General features: G+C 64.7%; 20 protein-coding genes. 2 read left to right on the forward strand and 18 right to left on the reverse strand.

Annotated elements, in window-relative coordinates; translation table 11 throughout:
- Nucleotide 1 precedes the first annotated feature (1 nt).
- The gene (scpA, locus tag DYI37_RS13720; protein ID WP_116683817.1) at nucleotides 2–2,230 is read left to right on the forward strand and encodes a methylmalonyl-CoA mutase; all 2,229 of its coding nucleotides are present in this window, start codon (nucleotides 2–4) and stop codon (nucleotides 2,228–2,230) included.
- 37 nt (nucleotides 2,231–2,267) lie between these two features.
- Here the strand turns inward: scpA and fliP are convergent, their stop codons facing one another.
- The 18 genes from fliP to DYI37_RS13810 form a co-directional block, all read right to left on the reverse strand.
- The gene (fliP, locus tag DYI37_RS13725) at nucleotides 2,268–3,062 is read right to left on the reverse strand and encodes a flagellar type III secretion system pore protein FliP (RefSeq protein ID WP_116683818.1); all 795 of its coding nucleotides are present in this window, start codon (nucleotides 3,060–3,062) and stop codon (nucleotides 2,268–2,270) included.
- Nucleotides 3,059–3,658, reverse strand: a complete 600-nt coding sequence (locus DYI37_RS13730; protein WP_116683819.1) for a flagellar basal body-associated FliL family protein — start codon at nucleotides 3,656–3,658, stop codon at nucleotides 3,059–3,061. Before DYI37_RS13730 ends, fliP begins: the two co-directional genes overlap by 4 nt.
- 248 nt (nucleotides 3,659–3,906) lie before the next feature.
- Nucleotides 3,907–4,185 (reverse strand): flagellar biosynthesis protein FliQ, encoded by a 279-nt coding sequence (gene fliQ, locus DYI37_RS13735; protein ID WP_116683820.1) that lies wholly within the window; start codon nucleotides 4,183–4,185, stop codon nucleotides 3,907–3,909.
- Between the two features lie 108 nt (nucleotides 4,186–4,293).
- Entirely contained in the window at nucleotides 4,294–4,704 is a 411-nt protein-coding gene (flgD, locus tag DYI37_RS13740; protein ID WP_116683821.1) for a flagellar hook assembly protein FlgD, read from the reverse strand.
- The gene (flbT, locus tag DYI37_RS13745; RefSeq protein WP_425365050.1) at nucleotides 4,701–5,180 is read right to left on the reverse strand and encodes a flagellar biosynthesis repressor FlbT; all 480 of its coding nucleotides are present in this window, start codon (nucleotides 5,178–5,180) and stop codon (nucleotides 4,701–4,703) included. The genes flgD and flbT overlap by 4 nt, the downstream gene beginning before the upstream one ends.
- Nucleotides 5,177–5,524, reverse strand: coding sequence for a flagellar biosynthesis regulator FlaF (flaF, locus tag DYI37_RS13750; RefSeq protein WP_116683823.1), 348 nt, complete (start codon nucleotides 5,522–5,524; stop codon nucleotides 5,177–5,179). Before flaF ends, flbT begins: the two co-directional genes overlap by 4 nt.
- A gap of 108 nt (nucleotides 5,525–5,632) precedes the next feature.
- A complete protein-coding gene (locus DYI37_RS13755; RefSeq protein WP_116683824.1) occupies nucleotides 5,633–6,706 on the reverse strand; it encodes a flagellar hook-associated family protein in 1,074 nt (357 codons plus the stop codon).
- A 23-nt stretch (nucleotides 6,707–6,729) separates the two neighbouring features.
- Nucleotides 6,730–8,166 (reverse strand): flagellar hook-associated protein FlgK, encoded by a 1,437-nt coding sequence (flgK, locus tag DYI37_RS13760; protein ID WP_116683825.1) that lies wholly within the window; start codon nucleotides 8,164–8,166, stop codon nucleotides 6,730–6,732.
- Between the two features lie 499 nt (nucleotides 8,167–8,665).
- A complete protein-coding gene (locus DYI37_RS13765; RefSeq protein WP_116683826.1) occupies nucleotides 8,666–9,337 on the reverse strand; it encodes a response regulator transcription factor in 672 nt (223 codons plus the stop codon).
- 221 nt (nucleotides 9,338–9,558) lie between these two features.
- Nucleotides 9,559–10,011: a tol-pal system-associated acyl-CoA thioesterase gene (ybgC, locus tag DYI37_RS13770; RefSeq protein WP_116683827.1), complete on the reverse strand. Its 453-nt coding sequence runs from the start codon at nucleotides 10,009–10,011 to the stop codon at nucleotides 9,559–9,561.
- Nucleotides 10,008–10,580, reverse strand: coding sequence for a DUF1003 domain-containing protein (locus tag DYI37_RS13775; protein WP_199520159.1), 573 nt, complete (start codon nucleotides 10,578–10,580; stop codon nucleotides 10,008–10,010). The genes ybgC and DYI37_RS13775 overlap by 4 nt, the downstream gene beginning before the upstream one ends.
- A gap of 280 nt (nucleotides 10,581–10,860) precedes the next feature.
- Entirely contained in the window at nucleotides 10,861–12,108 is a 1,248-nt protein-coding gene (locus DYI37_RS13780; protein WP_116683829.1) for a putative DNA modification/repair radical SAM protein, read from the reverse strand.
- 186 nt (nucleotides 12,109–12,294) lie between these two features.
- The gene (locus DYI37_RS13785; protein WP_116683830.1) at nucleotides 12,295–12,504 is read right to left on the reverse strand and encodes a hypothetical protein; all 210 of its coding nucleotides are present in this window, start codon (nucleotides 12,502–12,504) and stop codon (nucleotides 12,295–12,297) included.
- Between the two features lie 293 nt (nucleotides 12,505–12,797).
- A complete protein-coding gene (locus DYI37_RS13790) occupies nucleotides 12,798–13,604 on the reverse strand; it encodes a formylmethanofuran dehydrogenase subunit C (protein ID WP_116683831.1) in 807 nt (268 codons plus the stop codon).
- On the reverse strand, nucleotides 13,601–14,521 hold the full coding sequence (gene fhcD, locus DYI37_RS13795) for a formylmethanofuran--tetrahydromethanopterin N-formyltransferase (RefSeq protein ID WP_116683832.1): 921 nt from the start codon (nucleotides 14,519–14,521) through the stop codon (nucleotides 13,601–13,603). The genes DYI37_RS13790 and fhcD overlap by 4 nt, the downstream gene beginning before the upstream one ends.
- Nucleotides 14,512–16,149, reverse strand: coding sequence for a formylmethanofuran dehydrogenase subunit A (locus DYI37_RS13800; RefSeq protein WP_116683833.1), 1,638 nt, complete (start codon nucleotides 16,147–16,149; stop codon nucleotides 14,512–14,514). Before DYI37_RS13800 ends, fhcD begins: the two co-directional genes overlap by 10 nt.
- 25 nt (nucleotides 16,150–16,174) lie before the next feature.
- On the reverse strand, nucleotides 16,175–17,296 hold the full coding sequence (locus DYI37_RS13805) for a molybdopterin-binding domain-containing protein (protein ID WP_116683834.1): 1,122 nt from the start codon (nucleotides 17,294–17,296) through the stop codon (nucleotides 16,175–16,177).
- Nucleotides 17,297–17,393: 97 nt separating this feature from the next.
- Complete coding sequence (locus tag DYI37_RS13810; RefSeq protein WP_116683835.1) at nucleotides 17,394–17,768, reverse strand: 4a-hydroxytetrahydrobiopterin dehydratase; 375 nt, start codon at nucleotides 17,766–17,768, stop codon at nucleotides 17,394–17,396.
- A gap of 72 nt (nucleotides 17,769–17,840) precedes the next feature.
- On the opposite strand from DYI37_RS13810, the gene DYI37_RS13815 reads away from it, so the two are divergent.
- Nucleotides 17,841–18,842, forward strand: coding sequence for a beta-ribofuranosylaminobenzene 5'-phosphate synthase family protein (locus DYI37_RS13815; RefSeq protein ID WP_116683836.1), 1,002 nt, complete (start codon nucleotides 17,841–17,843; stop codon nucleotides 18,840–18,842).
- Nucleotides 18,843–18,850: the final 8 nt, after the last annotated feature.

The following is an 18,850-nucleotide window of genomic DNA, read 5'->3' on the forward strand; positions in this document are numbered from 1 at the left end:
CATGAGCGATACGCCCTCGACCAAGCTCGATCTCGATCCGTCGCCGGACACAAGCGGGCCCTCCTGGGAGGAGATCGCGAGGAAGGAGTTGAGGGGACGGGACGTCCTCGACCTCTCGACGAAGACACCGGACGGGCTGGTCATCAAGCCGCTCTACGGCCCCGAGGACGTTCCCGAGGGCACCGCCGAGGCTCTTCCGGGCGTCGCGCCCTTCATGCGCGGGCCCCGCGCGACCATGTATGCCGGCCAGCCCTGGACGATCCGCCAATATGCGGGCTTCTCGACGGCCGAGGAATCCAACGCCTTCTACAGGCGCAATCTCGCAGCCGGCCAGAAGGGCCTCTCCGTCGCCTTCGATCTCGCCACCCATCGCGGCTATGATTCCGACCATCCGCGCGTCTCCGGCGACGTGGGCAAGGCGGGCGTCGCGATCGACAGCGTCGAGGACATGAAGATCCTCTTCGACGAGATCCCGCTCGACGAGATGAGCGTGTCCATGACCATGAACGGCGCGGTCATTCCGACGCTCGCCATGTTCATCGTGGCGGCCGAGGAACAGGGCGTCGACCGCAGGAAGCTGACCGGGACCATTCAGAACGACATTCTGAAGGAGTTCATGGTCCGCAACACCTATATCTACGCGCCCGAGCCCTCGATGCGGATCGTCGCCGACATCATCGCCTATACGGCGGCCGAGATGCCGAAGTTCAACTCGATCTCGATCTCCGGCTATCACATGCAGGAAGCGGGCGCGACGACCGCGCAGGAGCTCGCCTATACGCTCGCCGACGGCATGGAATATGTGCGGGCCGCCATGGCGCGCGGCCTGTCGGTCGACCAGTTCGCCGGGCGTCTCTCCTTCTTCTTCTGCATCGGCATGGACTTCTTCAAGGAGGCGGCCAAGCTGCGCGCGGCGCGCATGCTCTGGGCGAAAATCATGGAGGACTTCGGCGCCAAGGACGACCGCTCCAAGATGCTGCGCACCCATTGCCAGACATCCGGCGTCTCCCTCACCGAACAGGACCCGTACAACAACATCGTGCGCACCGCCTACGAGGCGCTGGCGGCGGTGCTCGGCGGCACCCAGTCCCTCCACACCAACGGCTTCGACGAGGCGATCGCGCTGCCGACGGAATTCTCCGCCCGCATTGCCCGCAACACCCAGCTCATCCTCCAGCACGAGACGGGTGTCACCCGCACCGTCGATCCGCTCGGCGGCTCCTATTACGTCGAGGCCCTGACCCACGACCTCGCCGACAAGGCACTCGAACTCATCAACGAGATCGAGGCGGCCGGAGGCATGACGAAGGCGGTCGAGGCGGGCATTCCGAAGTCGCGGATCGAGGAGTCGGCCGCTGCCCGCCAGGCGCGGATCGACCGGGGCGAGGACGTCATCGTCGGCGTCAACCGGTTCCGGCTGGAGAACGAGGACCCGATCGACTTCCTGGTGGTCGACACCGACGACGTGCGCAAGCAGCAGATCAGGCGGCTCGAGGATGTGAGGCGCAGGCGCTCGCGCGAGGATTGCGAGGCCGCCCTGTCGAAGCTCGAGGATCTCGCCCGCTCCGGCGAGGGCAATCTCCTCGAGGCGGCCGTGGAGGCGGCGCGGGCGCGCGCATCCCTCGGCGAGATCTCGACCGCGATGGAACAGGGCTTCGGCGGGCGCCATGCCGCCACCCATCGCCTGAACAAGGGCGTCTATGCCGACGCCTATGCCGGCGATCCCGAATACGACATCCTGAAGTCGCGCATCGCCGAGCATGTGGAGACCACCGGGCGCACGCCGCGGGTACTGGTCGCCAAGCTCGGCCAGGACGGGCACGATCGCGGCGCGAAGGTGATCGCCTCGGCCTTTTCCGATCTCGGCTTCGAGGTGGAACTGTCGGATCTCTTCGCGACGCCCGAGGATGCGGCCCGCAAGGCCGTGGACCTCGATGTCGACGTCGTCGGCGTCTCGACCCTCGCCGCCGGCCATCTCAGCCTCGTGCCCAAGCTCATCGAGGCGCTGAAGGCGTCCGGCAACGAACAGATCCAGGTGGTCTGCGGCGGCGTCATTCCGGCAAGGGACTACGAGCCGCTCTTCAAGGCCGGCGTCGCCGAGGTGTTCGGCCCCGGCACCAATGTCCTCGATGCCGGCCGCGCACTCCTCGGCCTCATCCAGGGTGAGCGCCGCAACACCCGCATGCCTCTGAAAGGCGAGGAGCGTTCAGCGGCGGACAGGATGGGCTGAACGCACGTCGCGCCCGCTCGCATCAGGCCTTAGCTCGTCAGAAGAAGCTTCTGACGAGCGATCCGACGAGCAGGTTCCAGCCGTCGATCAGCACGAAGAACAGGATCTTGAACGGCAGCGAGATGATCGTCGGCGGCAGCATCATCATGCCCATGGACATCGTGAGGGTCGCGACGATCATGTCGATCACGAGGAAGGGCAGGACGATCAGGAAGCCGATCTCGAAGCCGCGGCGCAGTTCCGAAATCATGAAGGCGGGAACGAGAACGCTCAGCGAGATGTCCCGCTCGTCCGTGGCGCCCTGCTCTTCCGGCTGGACGCGGCTGCGATCGTTGGCCGCCGCGATATCGGAGAACAGAGCGAGGTCGGAGGGACGGACCTGGGTCAGCATGAAGTCCTTGAACGGATCGGAGATGCGATAGAACGCCTCCTCCTCGTCGATCTCGTTCTCCAGAAGCGGCTGCAATCCGTCTCGCCATGCCTGATCGAAGGTCGGCGCCATGACGAAGAAGGTCATGAACAGCGACAGGGAGATGATGATCAGATTGGCGGGGGTCGTCTGAAGGCCGAGCCCCGTGCGCATGATCGACAGGGCGATCACGATGCGGGTGAAGGCCGTCACCATCACGAGAAGGCCCGGCGCGATCGACAACACCGTGAGGATGCCGAAGAGCTGGATGATGCGCCCCGACATCGTCCCGTCGCCTTCCGGAATGAGTTCCGAAAGCACCGAGCCGCTCGTGACCTGAGCCCGTGCGACGGCCGTGAGACCGAGAAGGGCGAGGAGCACGAGCGCGACTTTGAGCGCGCCGCGCGAAAACGACCGGCTCATTCGACGACCATGGCCTGGATCAGATAGTCGACGATCGCGGGCGAGCGCAGCTTGGCCCGCTCGCGCAGGTCGTCGCGCAGGTGAAGCAGGCCTCGCGTCCCCTCGATCTGCGCGATCTGGAGCGAGCGCGCGAAGGTGAGCGTATCGGCCTCGATCTCGGCTGCGAGAACGGTCGGATCGATCTCGTCGTCCTGCCGCAGGATGATCGAGGCTTCGATCCGGATCCACGTGCCGGAGGGATTGTAGAGATTGGTGAGGACCGGCTTGAGGGCGACCACCTGAAGCGGCTTTTCCTCTTCGGCGGAAACCTCGGCGAGCGTCTCCTCGCCATGGGCACCCGCTGCCGGCTTGTCGTGGCCGGACGAAGCCTTCTCGCCCTCGGGCGCGGCCGCATGCCCGTCGGGTGCAGCAGCCTTGTCCGCGGCCTTCGCATCCGCGGTCTCGGCGGGCGCATTCGATCCGCCGAGAAGGAAGCCCATGGCGACGCCGCCGCCTCCGCCGACGAGAGTGACGACCACGAGCGCGAGGATCAGGGGCATCATGCCGCCCTTCTTCGCCGTACCGTCCTCGATCTGCAACTGGTCGGTCTCGTCCATTCGAGAGCCCTTCCGATAGCAACTGCCCAGCCGGACGGCGTCCTCATGACGCCGTGTCCCGATAGTTTAAGGAAGTCTTAAGTCGGATAACTGATCTCAGCCTGACCGGGCATAGCGAAGGTCCTCCAGGCCGTCAGTTGAGGCCGCGCCTGATGCGCAGCCCGGCATGCGCCGACGATCACCCGGTCTCCGGCCGTGCGGCCGTTCGGTGCCTGCGGCAGGTCTTTCGGCGGCTCGGACGCGTGTCCTCAGCGCTCGACGTCGAAACCCGTCTCGATCCGCGAATAGGCTTCCTGGGTGAAGGCATAGACCTGCGCCCCGGTGAACGAGGCGGAGATGCCGATCACGATGAAGATCGCGAGGATCTTCGGCACGAAGGTCAGCGTCATTTCCTGGATCTGCGTCAACGCCTGGAAGAGCGCGATGACGATGCCGACGATCATCGCCGCGGCCACGGCCGGCGTGCTGGCGATGACGATGGTCCAGATCGCTTCCTGGACGATGTCGATGGCGTCGGCCTGGTTCATGGTGCAGCCTTCATAGCTTCGGCGATGGAGCCGGTGAACGAGTGTCGAGGCGCATCATGCGCCCGATCATCGATGACGACGCGGGTTCCGCGCCGAATGGTCCGGATGTCAGGCGACGGACACGCCGTCGCCGAGCATGACGGTCTTGCCGCCTTCGAGCGTCGCCTGGATCCCGCCGCCCACCGCGCGGATGCTGGCGACCGTGCCGGACAGCGATCCATCGGACGAGGAGAGCGTGCGGCCGATCAGGGCGTCGGCCTGGGTCAGCGCGGACACCGTCATCAGGCTTTCGAGCCGGTTGTTGGTCTGGATCGACTGCTCCACATTCGCGAAGGTCGCGAACTGGGCGATGTATTCGGTCGATTCCGCCGGCTTGAGCGGGTCCTGATTCTTCATCTGCGTGACGAGGAGCTTCAGGAAGGCATCATAATTGAGATCGGCCTTGGCGCTCTTGGCGAGCTGGCTCTGCTGGGCTGAAGATTGCGCGGCGCCCGCGCCGCTGGTCGGCGCGACGCTCATGACATTCCTCCAACAACCAGCCGGGGCTTGACGGTCTCCTGCTGGACCGGGCGCCCGCTATTGGGGCGGACCACGTTGCGCTCCGGCCGACCGAGGATGCGGTCTTCGATCGGGATGAGCGTGCGCAGGCACTTCAAGGCTTCGAAACTGCGCCCGCGCTCCACCATGTCGTGCATGTCCTGGAGTCCGGCCAGGATGTCGCGGTTCGAATAGGTCTTCAGCATGGTCGCGAGCGACCGGGCGAAGAGCGAACGCGACTCGTCCACATTGGCCGGATCCATCAGCATCATCTGCACGATGAAGTAGAGCTGGCGCAGGGGGGTCGTGGCGTCTTCGGCCTGCATGACGTGGCTTTCGAGAAGAAAGGTCACGTCGTTCAGGAATTCGAGCGTGGTCTTCCGGTCGGCCTTCACGACCGCCCCGTTGACGAAAATCCGTTCGCCGGCCCGCAGCGAGATCCGCAGCGTCGACATCAGTTCAGACCATCGCGGATCATGCGGGAGACTTCGATGATGCCCTTGAAGTTGGTCGACCGACCCGCCCGGATGGCCTCGGCCTCGTTCATGATCCACAAACCGATCGAGATCAGCTCGGCACGCAGTTCCTGCGGCAGGCCGTTCTCGGCCTGTCCGAGATCTTCCACGAGGATCGCCCAGAGGCTGCGCGTGATGTAGATCGCCTCGATGGCATCGCGGCTGCGCGGGCCGTTCTTGGCGGCGCGTTCGAGAAGTGCGATCGAGTGATCAAGGGCCTGGCGCTCGCGCTCGCGTGCGTCGACCGCCGTATCCTGAGCGACTTCCGCATATGAAAACTGATACATCGAAACCCCTTGGTATGCGTTTCCATGCCGGGACCGGACCATGGATCATTCTGTTGCGGCAGCTTCCCTAAGCGACGGCACCATCGCGGGAAGCAGAGCGGACTGCACTTACAGGTAGTTGAGAATGCTGAGACGCGAGATCCGCGCGGTCAGCGCGTAGGACGCTTCCAGATTGTTGGTCAGGTTCGTGACCCGGATCGCGGCCTCGTACGAATCGACTTCCTCCTCCTTGCCGATCGCGACTTTTAGGATAAAGGTCTGCGCCTTCAGTCCGTCGTTCGCGCGGCTGATCCGCTCCTGGCCGATGCCGATCTCGGATCTGAGATCCGTCACCTGCGATAGGCCGGTGGACAGAGTCTCGACGGAACGACTTGTGAGAACCTGACGGGCTTCGTCGCTGAGACTTTCGCCGCTGAGATTGGCCAGCATGGCGTAAGATTTCATCATGTTGCGGAAGCCGTCGTCGTTCGCCGAGGCGGAGGTCGTGATGAGATCGCTTTCGCCGATCCGCGCCTGGGTCTGGCTGCTGGAGGCGTTCGACCAGTGCAGATCCCAGGTGTTGAGGGCCGGATCCGTATTGCCCGTGACGAACAGCGCCGCGAATTCGTTGTCGAGGAAGCTCTTCATCTGATCGGCGGTGACCAGCGAGGGATCGCCGCCCGCATTGGCGGTCACGAAGGTCTGCCAGGCCGTGTCGACTGTGCCGGAGGCCTGGGAGGTGGCGTAGTCGTTGACGATGTCGCTTTTCATCGGCACCGTATCGGTCTTCCCGCCGCCGAACAGGTAGCGCGACCCGTACGAACTGTTGAGAACGCCGACGAGCTGGCCGATATTGGCGAGAGCCAGGCGGCGGTTGGTCGCGATCCCCTCGTCGGTCGAGCCGTTCGAGATGATCGAGGACATGAGGTTCTCACCGGAGCCGGCCGCCGTTTCGAGAACGGCCTGCATGGTATCGAAACGCTGGGCGATCGAGGTGTTCGCGCCTTTGAGCTTCTCGATGTTCGACATCTCGGCGCGCATGGATATGGTCCGGCCGACCGTGACGCCGAGGGCTTCGCCCACATCGGCGAAGCGGCCCGTCGCCACCTGCTTCTGGGCGATCGTCAGCTCCTGCTGGATGCGCGAAACCGAATTGCGGGGCGCTGCCGAGAGCGAAAAGGACGAGACGAGAAAATTCGTCATGGGTGCTACGTGACCTCTCTCGGTTACCGGATGGCCAACAGGCTGTCGAACATGGAGTTGACGGTCTGGATGAGCTTGCTCGAGGCCTGATAGGAGCGCTCGAGATCGAGAAGATGGGTCATCTCCTCCTCGATATTGATGCCGGTCGTGCTGGACAGCACCTCACGGGCTCTGGCGACCATGGTCGTCTGATAGGACGCGTTCTCGCGCGCGGTCCCGCGCACGCCTTCGAACCAGGCCATGGAGCCGCTCGAGAAGTCCGAAAGGCGTCCGACCTCGCCGTTCGCGAAGGTGAGATTGTCGTCGAAACGGGCGACGAGCTCGTTGATGCGGCCGGAGAAACCGGACTCGCCATCGGTGTTGTAGGTGTAGGTCGCATCCGCGATCCCGCCGTCCCGGATGCGCGCGGCGTCGCCGCCCGGAAGCCGGTAGTCGACGCGCTGCGAGATCGAGATCGTTCCAGGTCCGGTGCGCTCGAAGAGGCCGGGAACCGTGGTCACGGTGCCGTCCGCCGCGGTCTTCTGCTCGGCGAAGGTGTGCTCGACGAGCGTCGTGCCGATCTGGTCGATGCGGTCCTGGAATTCGTTGCCGATATCGTCACGCAGCTTCAGCGCCGCAACGAGGGATCCCTCGCGCACGGCCATCGAGCTCGATCCGCCGATGCTGATGCCGTCGATCTTGAATTCGCCGGGCGCTCCCTTGGCCCCGCCGGCCCGCTTCTCGGGATCGAAGGCCTGGGTGGGCGTGAATTCCACGCTGCGCGCCCGGTTCTCGAACATGACGATGCCCGAGTCGGTCGACAGGACGAGGTCGTTATTGGCCCTGACGCGGACATTGACGCCGACATAGCCCGAGATTTCCGCAACGATGCGATCGCGCTGGTCCATCTCGTCGGTGACGTCCTTGCCTCCGACCGTTCCCGAGACGACCTTGGCGTTCAACGTTTCCAGATCGCCGAGCAGCTGGTTCAGACGCTTGGCGCCGTTGGCAAGCTCGGTATCGGCATCCTTGCGCATCGTCTGGATGGCGTCGGTGGCGTTGTTCAGATTGAGGGCGAGATCACGGGCCGCATCGACCGCCGCGCGCTGGTAGTGCGCGTTCTCCGGGGAGGCCGCGAGATCCGTCAGGGCATTCTTCATTGCGGCGATGGAGGCCGACGGGGAGGTCTGCGCGTCGACGTCGCCGATGATCTGCCGCACCCTGTCGAGCGCGGTCGCGACGGTCTCGTTCGTCCCGACGGCCGCCTGCCCGTTGATCATGCTGCGATAGAGCGCGGGATCGCTGGACTGGGAGACGGAGAGGATGTCCACCGCACCGTTGCGGTCGTAGACCTGATTGGCAAATTTGCGCGTTGCCGTCGGATCGCTGGCATTCGCCATGTTGCGGGACACGACAGCCGATTGCTGACTTGTGACCGCAAGGGACGAACGTGCATTGTTGAAGGCCGAGAGAAGCGACATGGCGACTTTACTTTAAGCTGTGAGCGGACGGCAGAGGGCGTCCGCTCGGGCGGGAAGCCGGACGCGCGGTCCGCGGGTCCAGATCAGGGCATTGCGGGCCTCGTGATCGCCCCTTGCGCTGGACGTGGCGAGAGCGCGGGCGGCGGGCGTCTCGCATGGCACTCCCTCCCCTTGCCGTCTCTTGCGCATCGCAGCCCCCTCGGCCATTTTCGATGGGGCATTGATAGGAGGCGAAGCTTGCCCTGGCCTGAGAGTGACCCGGCCGGCGTTTCGTCAGGCTCGCGCGGGCACCGGACCGGCAAGCTCCGGGGTCATGGCGTCGGTCGCTCCCGCCTGCACCCTCGAAGCCCTCCTTGATCCGCGAAGCTCCCCCGCGCTCTTGCAATACGTTTCCGTCGATCCGGAAGCGGAGGCCGCCTCCGGCCCCGACACGAAAAAACCGCCACCGGGGGGCCGGGGCGGTTCGATCGTTACAGGTCTGGATAAGGGATAAGGCCGATTACTCGACGCCGATGCCGTAGCCGAGATAGCGCTTGGAGGAGACCGGATCGTAGCCGAGGCGCATCTTGAGCTTCTTGCGCAGCTTGGAGATGTGGCTTTCGATGACGTTCTCTTCAACGTTCTCGTCGAAGATACCGTAGATGGCGGAGAAGAGCTGCTGCTTGGAAACCCGGCGGCCCTTGTTGGCGACCAGATATTCGAGGATGCGGCGCTCGCGGCGCGGCAGCGCCAGCGCCTTGCCGGCGACCTCGGCGTCGCGGCCGTCCTGATAGATGGCGATCTCGCCGGATACGGTCTTCGCCGCTTCGCTCGACTCGCGGCGGCGGATGGCGCCGACCCGGGCGAGGATCTCCTTGACGTGAACCGGCTTGGCGACGACGTCGTCGATGCCGGCGGCGAAGAGATCGAGGGTGGAGTCGAGATTGCGGCTCTCGGACAGGGCGATCATCGGCGCCTTGGACCGGTTGCGGATGGTGCGGGTGGAGGTGGCGCGATCGTCGTAGTCGCCGAGAAGGAACCCTTCGACGGCCGACAGGTCGGACTCGGGAGCGGTCTCGATCCAGTCCTTGAATTCGTCTGCGGAGAAGCCTGCGGCCGAGACACCTTCGCGAGCGAACAGCGACTGGTAGCCATCGGTGACGAGTTCACGATTATCAACGATCACGATCATGGTCTTAAATCCCCTTCGGCCCCCGCCGCGTTAACCTGTGAGTAAGAAGTAACCTGACCTCGAACTTGCCGGTATCCTGAAATTTAGTGGTGGATAACTCTCCTCGCGCAAGTTTCGATATAAGCCTCTGAAATCGCACGATATAAAAATTCGGACGGGTTTACGGTTCATTCATTTTCACAGGTCGTGCACCGATTCTCCCCGCTGTTTGCAAAAATTTTTCAGGGCGCCCCGCCGGTGTTTGGATCGAGGACGGAGAGAACCTCGGCCGGCATGCGCATGGGCTTTCCCTCCGGCGAAATGACCGCGACCTTCACGCTCGCCGTCACGAGAAGCTCCTCGCCCCGCATGATCGTCTGATCGAGAAGCACGCGAGCGCCGCCCAGTTGCCGCGTGCGGGTCGCCACCTGCAGCACGTCGTCGATCCGCGCGGGGCGCAGGAACTCGATCTCCATCTTGCGCACGGCGAACGCCATCGGCGCGCCGCGCTCCCCGCTCATCAGTTCGCGGTGTCCGATCCCCTTCAGGCGCAGGAAGTCCGACCGCCCGCGCTCGAGAAAATGCAGGTAGCGGGCATGGTAGACGACCCCGGAGAAGTCAGTGTCCTCGAAATAGACCCTCACATCGAGTTCGTGGCCGTCATCGGTGAGACGACCCGCCAGTGACGGATTCATGGTCGTTGATCCTCTGTGTTTCGCAATTGCCGGAGTTCGGCCTCAATGGCATCGAACGCCGCCTGCTGCTGAACGGCCATCTGGTTGAGAATCTCCCGGATCTCGCGAACCTCGAGTTCGGCCTTCAGATTGACCCGGTAGTCATTCTCGGCCGAGGCGCGGTCGCGTTCGTCCTGCCTGCGCTGGCTCATCATGATGACGGGCGCCTGGACCGCCGCGATGCAGGACAGGACGAGGTTCAGGAGAATGAACGGATAGGGGTCGAAGGCATCCGTTGCGAGAATGACGGAATTGACGATCATCCAGACGACCAGCACGCCGACGAAGAGGATGATGAACGACCAGGAGCCGCCGAAGCGCGCGACCTCGTCGGCGGCCCGCTCGCCGAAGGTGAGGTCTTCCTCCACATGCTCCACGGGATCGAGCGAGATTGGCTGATTGGACTCGATCGCCTCTGCGACGGCTTTCTCGTCCGGACCCCATTCCCTGCGCGGGCGCCGCAGCCAGACCAGCGGCCCACCATGCGGTTTTCCCTGACCGCCCCGTTCGGAGCCTGTCTCGATCGCCATCCGATCATCCCCCGTTGCCCGCACCTGCCCGGAGCATTGGACCGGCCCTTGGGCCCTGTTTCCTGAGCGTGCGACGCGTCCCCACGACATCGAAGCCCAGAACCGGATTACGAGATCGCGTCATGGGCTCCCGCGCGTATAGACGATCGCCCGCCAGGGTCGAAGACGGAAATGCCGTATCCCGGTACGGATTCACCCCAGGCACCGCTTGCCCGCTAGAACCAGAATGCCTTCGCTGCCGAGAATGTCCGAATGAGTCGCTCTCTGCCCTGTGGCGCGCTCAGAACAATTCGAGCTGCTTGGTATCCTTCGCAGCCTTCGGCAGGAAACGATCGCGCAATTTCTCGCCATCGGTGAGATGGCCCGGCGACCAGTCGAGAGCGATGATGAACGGGCGCACCTTGTCCACCGACTGGCAGAGCCGGGCGACATCGTCGAGCCGCAGCGACCGGTGGCGGCGGGTCGAAAGGATGCGGTCGACGGCACGCGTTCCGAAGCCCGGAACGCGCAACAGCATTTCGCGATCGGCGCGATTGACGTCGACAGGGAACCGGTCCCGGTTCTTCAGCGCCCAGGCCAGCTTCGGATCGATGACGAGGTCGAGCATGCCGTCCTCGCCGCCGGAGACGATCTCCTGTCGCTCGAAGCCGTAGAATCGCATCAGCCAGTCGGCCTGGTAGAGCCGGTGCTCGCGCATCAGCGGAGGCTTGGCGAGAGGCAGTTTCGCGGTCGCATCCGGAATGGGCGAGAAGGCGGAATAATAGACCCGTTTCAGACGATAATTGCCGTAGAGATTTTCCGAGCGCCCCAGAACGGCATCGTCGTTCGCATCGTCCGCCCCGACGATCATCTGCGTCGACTGGCCGCTCGCAGAGAAGGACTTCGGCTTGGTCCGATCCTTCTTGCTGCCGCGATGCTCGTCGATCTTCTCGCGAAGATGCGCCATGGACCGGCGGATGTCGCGCGGGTCCTTTTCGGGTGCGAAGCTCGACAGAGCCACATCGGTCGGCAGCTCGATATTGATCGAGAGGCGATCGGCGAACAGGCCCGCTTCCTCGATCAGCTTTGGCGAGGCGTCGGGGATGGTCTTCAGGTGGATATAGCCCGCGAAGTTCTCTTCGAGCCGCAGCTTGCGGGCGATGCGGACCATCTCCTCCATCGTGTAATCGGAGTTGCGAACGATGCCGGAGGACAGAAACAGCCCTTCGATATAGTTCCGCTTGTAGAAGTTCATCACCAGATCGACGACTTCCTGAACCGAAAACCGGGCACGCTGCACATTCGACGACGACCGATTGATGCAATAGGCACAATCGTAGATGCAGAAATTCGTCATCAGAATTTTCAGAAGCGAGATGCAGCGCCCGTCGGGTGCATAGGCATGGCAGATGCCGTGACCCTCGGTCGAGCCGATGCCGCCGCTCTTGGCCGAATTGCGCTGCGGGGCGCCGGAGGATGCGCAGGAGGCATCGTATTTCGCGGCATCGGAAAGGATCGCAAGCTTGTCGCGCAGGGAAATCTTGGCCATGGATGGAGTATAGCGTTCTTCATCCGTTCACGCCACCCGCAAGCGCGAACGAAATGAAAACGATGTGTAAGATCAAGGATGTGAGGGGACCGGCTTCGATCGAACAACGACGGTCTGCGCGCCACACGCGTCCGCCTCGAATCCCCGCGATCGGCGTCCCGCCCGGCACGCCGCCGCAAACCGCGTTCAGATCTTCTGATCGCGCTGTTCGGGCCAGCCGCACTTCCAGCTTCGGACCTTCCACTTCGGATGGTCACCCGCCCATTTGGCGACATAGGGCGTTGAAAGCATCACGCATTGCGCCAGAGACGAGCGGGCCTCGAAGCTCAACCGTTCTTCCTTGCAGGACTGGGGATTGGAGATCATGCAGACAGTCAGGATCAGATCGACCAGCATCGCGTCACGTTCCTCCCAAGAACGAATGTGACCGGTGTCCGACACGTCTCGTCGGCCGACCGGTCGCGGTGCCCGGCCCGGATCATGCGATGGGCGAGCCGGACTTGGCAAGCGTCTCGGCCGGTCAAGACGCCGCAGCCCGTACCATCGTGCGAACTGCGGCGCCTGCGTCCCGTCCCAACCGGCATGCGCAGTGAGATACGAAGCGGGCAAGCCGGAAGTTTCACGCCTCCGAGGCGAATCGAAGAAATCTCTTCGGCCGAGGATCGAACCGGACGAAAGCGACCCATTCCTCAGGCCGGGACGTAGATCTCGCCGAGGCCGAGAATGGCCGTGTCGCCGCTGATTTTGCGCATGGGAGAGCCGTCGAAGGGAACGACGCCGAACACCTCACCGAGAGCCTTCGCCATCAGTTTGAGGACGAGGAGATCGTGGACGCCTGCATCGACGAAGGTCGGTGCGTAGCGTTCGGCGCCCCCCATGAGGACGATCGTTCCCCGCTTCATCAGGCGGCCGGGTACACCGTGGGCTTTCCCCTTAACGACGACGGTGCCGGCGATCATCCGGGAGAAGGCGTCCTTTCCGCAGTCGCCGCCGACGAGAACGCTTCCGCGGCGCATCCTGTCGGCAGCCCGCTCGCCGGCATTGCCTTTGACGTGAATGGTGCCGCCGGACATGCCCTTCATCTCGCCGGCATCGGGACCCCCGAGCCGCGCACCGCAATCGCCGCCGACCGTGATTCGCCCGCCTGCCATGGCCGATCCGCAGAGATCGCCGACCGAGCCCTCGGCATGGAGTTCACCGCCGGTCATCGCCCGGCCGAAGCGGAAGCCTGCCGGGCCTGCGACGCGTATGACGCCGCCCTGCATGGCCTGTCCGATCCGGTCGAGCCGTCCGGAGCCGCCCTCGAAACGGATCTCGCCGGCATCGTTCCTGGAAACCTCGAAGACGTCCCCCACGAGAAGCCCGCGCTTCGTCGTCCCGACCGGGAGGCGCGCGATCTCGGCTGGGGAGAAGTTCGCCAGATGATGGGGCACGAGAGAGGAACAGTCGATCCTCTCCTCCGGCTCGCCCTTCAGCCGAAAGGTCAGCGCGCTCATGGCAGAAGCTCCTTCAGCGCGAAATGGTGCGGGCCGAGGCCCCCGCCGTAATTGCCCGCCCCGATACGCAGCGCGCCTCGTTCGGACCCCAGATCGCAGATCGCCTTGATGCCGGCGCGCATCGCGTCCGACACCGCCTTCGCCGTCAGCCCGTCGATCACGATCTCCAGCACCGAGCCGATATCGTCGTCGAGCTTCGACTGGGTCGCGCCCCGAAGCGTCGGGCAGTAGGCGTCGTTCGAAGAGGCCATCATGCCCGGATACTTCCCGCCGAGCTTGGAGCCCGAGCGGACGATCCCGCCAGGAAACGGCATGATGACATCCGGAACCGCCTTCATGGCCTCCACCGCAGCCTCGGAGGCCGCGAGGGCGCCCCGGACATCGCGGGCCATGATGAGGAGATTGCCGCCGCCGACGCTTTCGGCGGTGTAACCGACCTTCGCCTCGCAGAGGAACTCGCCCTCCATCACGGGCATCCGCCAGAAGTGCTTGCCGGCGAACTTCTTGGAGACCTGGAAGCCGTCGGAGAAATACCGGATCGCCGAGCCGAGCTCGATGGTCGTCTCGGCTTCGTAATCGGCATAGCAGGCGGCGGTCGGACAGGTCAGGATGCACTGGCCGAGCCGGGTGGTGACCTGCTTTTCCAAACCGCCCGAATCGAAGCCGAAGAAAAGGACGCGCACGCCCGGCCGGCCGTCATAGGTCTCGTCCGGCGACAGCACTCGTTCGATGCCGCCCTCGCAGCCGCAGGCGATGACCGATGTCGCAAAGCCTGTCATCTTGGTCGCCGCTTCCAGCGCCCATTTCTCGTTGATGGCCGTGATCTGGATCGCGGTGCCGCTCATCGGAAACGCTTCTGCGAAGTCGTCGTCGATGCGCACACCGTTCACCGTGGCGGCCAGATCGATTACAGGCATGGGACCTCCCGGAACGGCATGTCGCGGCGAAGCGCGCCACCATCCACCTTGAACCAACGCGAATCGAGCCCGTAGGCATCGTCGAAATAGCGATCGAGCCGAGAGCCCATCGCCGCATCGCTCTGGGTCTTGAGCGTGAGAGCCCGGCCGTAAGGCCGCGCGATCACCGCGCCGTTCTCGACCACCTTCGTGCCGTCCTTGAAGAGATAGGCGGCCGCCGCGAACATCTTCGCCTTGTCCTCGTTCGGGCGATAGACGGAAATGTCCGCCGTCGCGCCGACGCCCAGATGGCCGCGATCCTTCGTGCCGAGCAGACGCGCGGGCGCGGCCCGGGTCATGGTGGCGATCTCGTTCAGCGTGTATTCGCGCTCGATCTGCGGCAGGCTCGTCCACTTGGCGACGCCCTTGGGCAGCGCTTCGATCCAGGTCTGCCGCATGTCCCGGTCCATCAGCAGGGCGAAGATGTCGGGATAGGTCGTGAACGGCGCGCCGTTCGGATGATCGGTCGTGAAGAAGACGCGGGACGGGTCCTCGATGAGCAGGAAGAGTTCCAGCCCGATCGCCCATTGCAGGGCGTTGTGGAAGCTCTTCTCCTGATAGTTCATCGGCACGACGCCGCCGCCGTTCGCCTCCTGGTCGAGGATGATCGACTTTCCGGGGCTGGCCTGCGCACGCCCTGCGAACTGGCGCATCTCGTCGGAGGAGATCGTGACCGTCTGGCCGAACATCACCTGGCCGATATCGACCGTCACATCCGGGTTCCGGTTGACGAGCGCCGCCAGCTCCTGGCCCTTCGAGGAGAACCCACGCTTGCCCTCGGTCCCATAGCCGTAGAACTGGATATGGGCGAGATGCAGCGGCAGTCCTTCGGACGCCATGATCGTCGCCTCGGCCGCTTCCGCCGATTTACCCGGCATGCCGAGATTGTTGCAGTGGACATGCAGCGGATGGGGGATGCCCGTATCCTTCACCGCCCGTTGCAGCGCCTTGACGATCTGCCTGGAGGAGACGCCGTAATCGGGCACCTCGGCATCGAAGGCGTAGGAGCGGACATTCTCCTTGAAGGCGGCCGAGCCGCCTGCATTGATGCATTTGACGCCGAGCGCCTTGGACGCGTCTACGGTCCAGGCAACATAATCGGCGATGGCGTCAGCACTCTCGCCGTCGCGGATCATCGACAGAAGCAGGTCGTCATTGCCGAGGACGACGAGCGTCGCCTTGTCGATGATGGGAATATCGGCGAGTTCCAGATGGGCGTGGAGCGCAGATTGCGGCCCCATCGCCGGCTCGACAACCGTCGTGAACCCCATCTCCGCATAGCGAAGTCCGGTCTCTTCCGTGGTCCAGCCGACCTTGGAAAGCGCCGTGTCGCCGGGCCGGGCCGAAAAGGCACGATGCCATTCCGGCAAGAGCAGGCGCGCCGTGTTCACGTGACCGCCTGCGATATGGGAATGGATGTCGATGGCACCGGCCATGACGATAAGACCGCCGCAGTCCACGACCTCCCCGGCCGATCCGGCGTCCGTCGGTGCCGCCACGATCTTCCCGTCTTCGATGAAGAGATCCCGCACCTCGTCGACGCCGTTCGCCGGATCGACCACGTGCCCGCCTTTGAGGCGCGTCAGCATGAGCCTGCCTTTCCGTCCCGCCGCATCAGCGACGGGCCTCGTCGTTCGAAGAAACTCTTGCACCGACTTCGTCGGCGATGGCGGACAGAATGTCGGCGGCGTTCGGGAGCATGCTCGACCGTTCGGCCGGCCGCGAGACGAAGCTGCCGAAACGCGCCTCGTGGACGACCGTCCCGTGGTCGATCCCCGGCTGTCCGACCGAGAACACGATGCGGGCCCGGTCCGCCTCGACGCCCTCCCCGCCCGTCAGGAGAACGGTCGGAACGTCGTGATCGCCGAGGCGTGCATCGCCGAGACAGAGCGCGAGGCGCGCATCGGCTTCGCCCGAAGACAGAAGACGGTCGGCCGCGTTCAGGACGAGATCGTGGTCGGGATCGATCCGCCCGAACCCGGTTCGCAGGGGAAAGCCCGATGTCCAGAGCGCAGCTTCGGCCGCCCCCATCGCGCCTCCCGGCGCAAGCGGCAGCGCGGATGCTCTCGTGTCGGTATTGAGATCGGAAACGAGACCCGCGACCACCTCGATCGCGATCGCATCGAGGCGCGCGGCATCGAAGACGATCACGGCGAAGGCCGCGTCCTTCAGCCATCCGGCAAGCGCCCGAGCCCCGCCCTCCTCGAAGGGTCCGTCATGGAACGGCCGGCCCGCGAGAGCCGCCTTGAGGATCGCCACGGCATCGCCGATCTCGCCATCCGGACACGCGATGGAGCGAACCTCGCCTGCGGCGCTCGCGAAGGCGCCGGCCGAAGCGGAAGCCGGTCCCAGAAGCACGATCTCGCGCGCATTCTCCTTCGCCGGGCCGAGATCGGGCCGCACGGAGAATATCTGCTCGAAGAGTTCGGTCCGGCTCTCGAACGGGTCGCTGCCGAGGACTAGGACGCGATCGGCCCGCCGCCTCGCTTCGCCCGGAGAGACGCGGATCATGCCGTTGTCGCGCAGCGCCTCGACGAGCGGGACGATCGTGGGAAGATCCCGATGGTCGATCACCCCGCCTGCGAGAGAGGCCAGACGCGTGCCCTCGCGCAGCGCGGACGCGTCGTCGAAACTGCCCCAGACGAGCGGAAAACGGCTCGACGAAAGGAGTTTCGCCGCCTCACGAACTGCCTCTCCGGTCGAAACCGGCTGGCCGTCGATCCATGCAGTCGTCACGACTCAATCACTTTCTGTGCCCGGTTCGGCACTTACCATTTTGATGACGTAACGCAAGGCGCGCCGGTGGCACCCGCCATTGCCCACCCGGTCGCCGTCAGCTCGATTTGTCGTATCTGATGTAGGCGAAGCGCGGATCGTCGGGCGTTCCCTGGAGAGGTCCATCCTCTTTTCCGGGCTGCCACATGACGACCTGTTCGATCATCTTGGCGAGCGCGAAATCCGCATCGGTGATCCCCTTGGCGGCATGGTTGACCAGCCGGACCTCGACCCAGGCATAGGACGCGGTGATGTCGGGATGGTGGAACGCCGCCTCGGCGAGGTGTCCGACGGCGTTGATGACCATCAGCGTTCCCTTCCATCCTTGCGTCTTGTAAGTGCGTCGAATCCAACCCTCTTCCAGGCGCCAGGTCGGCAACTCGTCTCTGAGGCGATCCTCGACTTCCGCGTCGGAGTAGGTTCTGGCTGCCATCGGTCTCTCCCTTGTCCGAATGGTTTGCCACTCGATAATAGTCGATGCGTGCGGCGAGGACAGGACGAAAATTTGCAAGACGACTTCGTTCATGTCTCGGCCCCGGCGCGCCTTCATCTCGGCTTTCTCGACCCGGGCGCGAATTTCGGCCGCCGCTTCGGCGGGATCGGCCTCGCGATCAACGCGCCGGCGACCTCCATCTCGCTCCGGCGCGCCCCGACCACAGTCATTCTCGGACACGGGTCCGAGCGCGCCGGCGCCTATCTGCGCACGCTCGCCGATCATCTCGGCCTCGACGGCGGCTACAGGCTCGAGGTCGAAACGGTGATTCCAGCCCATACGGGCCTCGGCTCGGGCACCCAGATGGCGCTCGCGGTCTCCACCGCCCTTCGCACGCTGGAAGGCCTGCCCGACGACGTGCCGGGGGATGCGGCCCGCCTCGGGCGCGGACAGCGATCGGGCCTCGGCGCGGCCTTCCTCTCGCGCGGCGGACTTGCCGTCGACGGCGGCAAGGGGGCCGAGGACGCCCCGCCCCCGCTGATTTCCCGTTTCGACTTCCCCGAGGCCTGGCGCGCGATCCTCGTTCTTGCGACCGATCTGTCCGGCATTCACGGCTCCGAGGAGATCGAGGCGTTCGCACGGCTCCCCGTCTTCCCAAAGGAGGCGGCGGGCGAGGTCTCGGCCCTGACCCTGATGCAGGTGCTTCCCGGCCTTGCGGAACGGGATCTTGCGACCTTCGGAGCCGGCCTCACGCGGATCCAGGAGATCGTCGGCAGTCACTTCGCCTCGGCACAGGGCGGCGTCTTCTCCAATCCGAAGGTCGCCGACCTGATGGCGGCGCTTGCAGCCGAAGGCGCGCACGGGATCGGGCAGAGCTCCTGGGGGCCGACGGGTTTCGCCTTCGCCGAGAGCGAAGCGGAGGCCGCGCGCCTCGTCGAGCGCGTCCGGTCGCTCGCGGCCGAGACGGGGCTCGAACTGAAGATCGTGAAGGGCCGCAATGCGGGCGCTTCGATCGAGCGGCGGGGAACGCGGATCGTCAGCCGGCCCGAGGCCGGCAACGCGAAGCGGTTCTAGCGCCTGCG

Origin of the sequence: Fulvimarina endophytica (genome assembly GCF_003403015.1) — a bacterium.
Classification (GTDB): Bacteria; Pseudomonadota; Alphaproteobacteria; order Rhizobiales; family Rhizobiaceae; genus Fulvimarina; species Fulvimarina endophytica.

Excerpts from the sequence above, each read along its gene's own strand:
- DYI37_RS13785 (WP_116683830.1), bottom strand. The coding sequence starts at position 12,504 with ATGCTGGTCGATCTGATCCTGACTGTCTGCATGATCTCCAATCCCCAG.
- flgD (WP_116683821.1), bottom strand. The coding sequence starts at position 4,704 with ATGAGCGTCGCGCCGACCAGCGGCGCGGGCGCCGCGCAATCTTCAGCC.
- DYI37_RS13730 (WP_116683819.1), bottom strand. The coding sequence starts at position 3,658 with ATGGACGAGACCGACCAGTTGCAGATCGAGGACGGTACGGCGAAGAAG.
- flgK (WP_116683825.1), bottom strand. The coding sequence starts at position 8,166 with ATGTCGCTTCTCTCGGCCTTCAACAATGCACGTTCGTCCCTTGCGGTC.
- ybgC (WP_116683827.1), bottom strand. The coding sequence starts at position 10,011 with ATGAATCCGTCACTGGCGGGTCGTCTCACCGATGACGGCCACGAACTC.
- fliQ (WP_116683820.1), bottom strand. The coding sequence starts at position 4,185 with ATGAACCAGGCCGACGCCATCGACATCGTCCAGGAAGCGATCTGGACC.
- scpA (WP_116683817.1), top strand. The coding sequence starts at position 2 with ATGAGCGATACGCCCTCGACCAAGCTCGATCTCGATCCGTCGCCGGAC.
- DYI37_RS13775 (WP_199520159.1), bottom strand. The coding sequence starts at position 10,580 with ATGGCGATCGAGACAGGCTCCGAACGGGGCGGTCAGGGAAAACCGCAT.
- DYI37_RS13765 (WP_116683826.1), bottom strand. The coding sequence starts at position 9,337 with ATGATCGTGATCGTTGATAATCGTGAACTCGTCACCGATGGCTACCAG.
- DYI37_RS13790 (WP_116683831.1), bottom strand. The coding sequence starts at position 13,604 with ATGAGCGCGCTGACCTTTCGGCTGAAGGGCGAGCCGGAGGAGAGGATC.
- DYI37_RS13810 (WP_116683835.1), bottom strand. The coding sequence starts at position 17,768 with ATGGCAGCCAGAACCTACTCCGACGCGGAAGTCGAGGATCGCCTCAGA.
- DYI37_RS13800 (WP_116683833.1), bottom strand. The coding sequence starts at position 16,149 with ATGCTGACGCGCCTCAAAGGCGGGCACGTGGTCGATCCGGCGAACGGC.
- fliP (WP_116683818.1), bottom strand. The coding sequence starts at position 3,062 with ATGAGCCGGTCGTTTTCGCGCGGCGCGCTCAAAGTCGCGCTCGTGCTC.
- DYI37_RS13755 (WP_116683824.1), bottom strand. The coding sequence starts at position 6,706 with ATGACGAATTTTCTCGTCTCGTCCTTTTCGCTCTCGGCAGCGCCCCGC.
- flaF (WP_116683823.1), bottom strand. The coding sequence starts at position 5,524 with ATGTATCAGTTTTCATATGCGGAAGTCGCTCAGGATACGGCGGTCGAC.
- DYI37_RS13780 (WP_116683829.1), bottom strand. The coding sequence starts at position 12,108 with ATGGCCAAGATTTCCCTGCGCGACAAGCTTGCGATCCTTTCCGATGCC.
- fhcD (WP_116683832.1), bottom strand. The coding sequence starts at position 14,521 with ATGCCTGTAATCGATCTGGCCGCCACGGTGAACGGTGTGCGCATCGAC.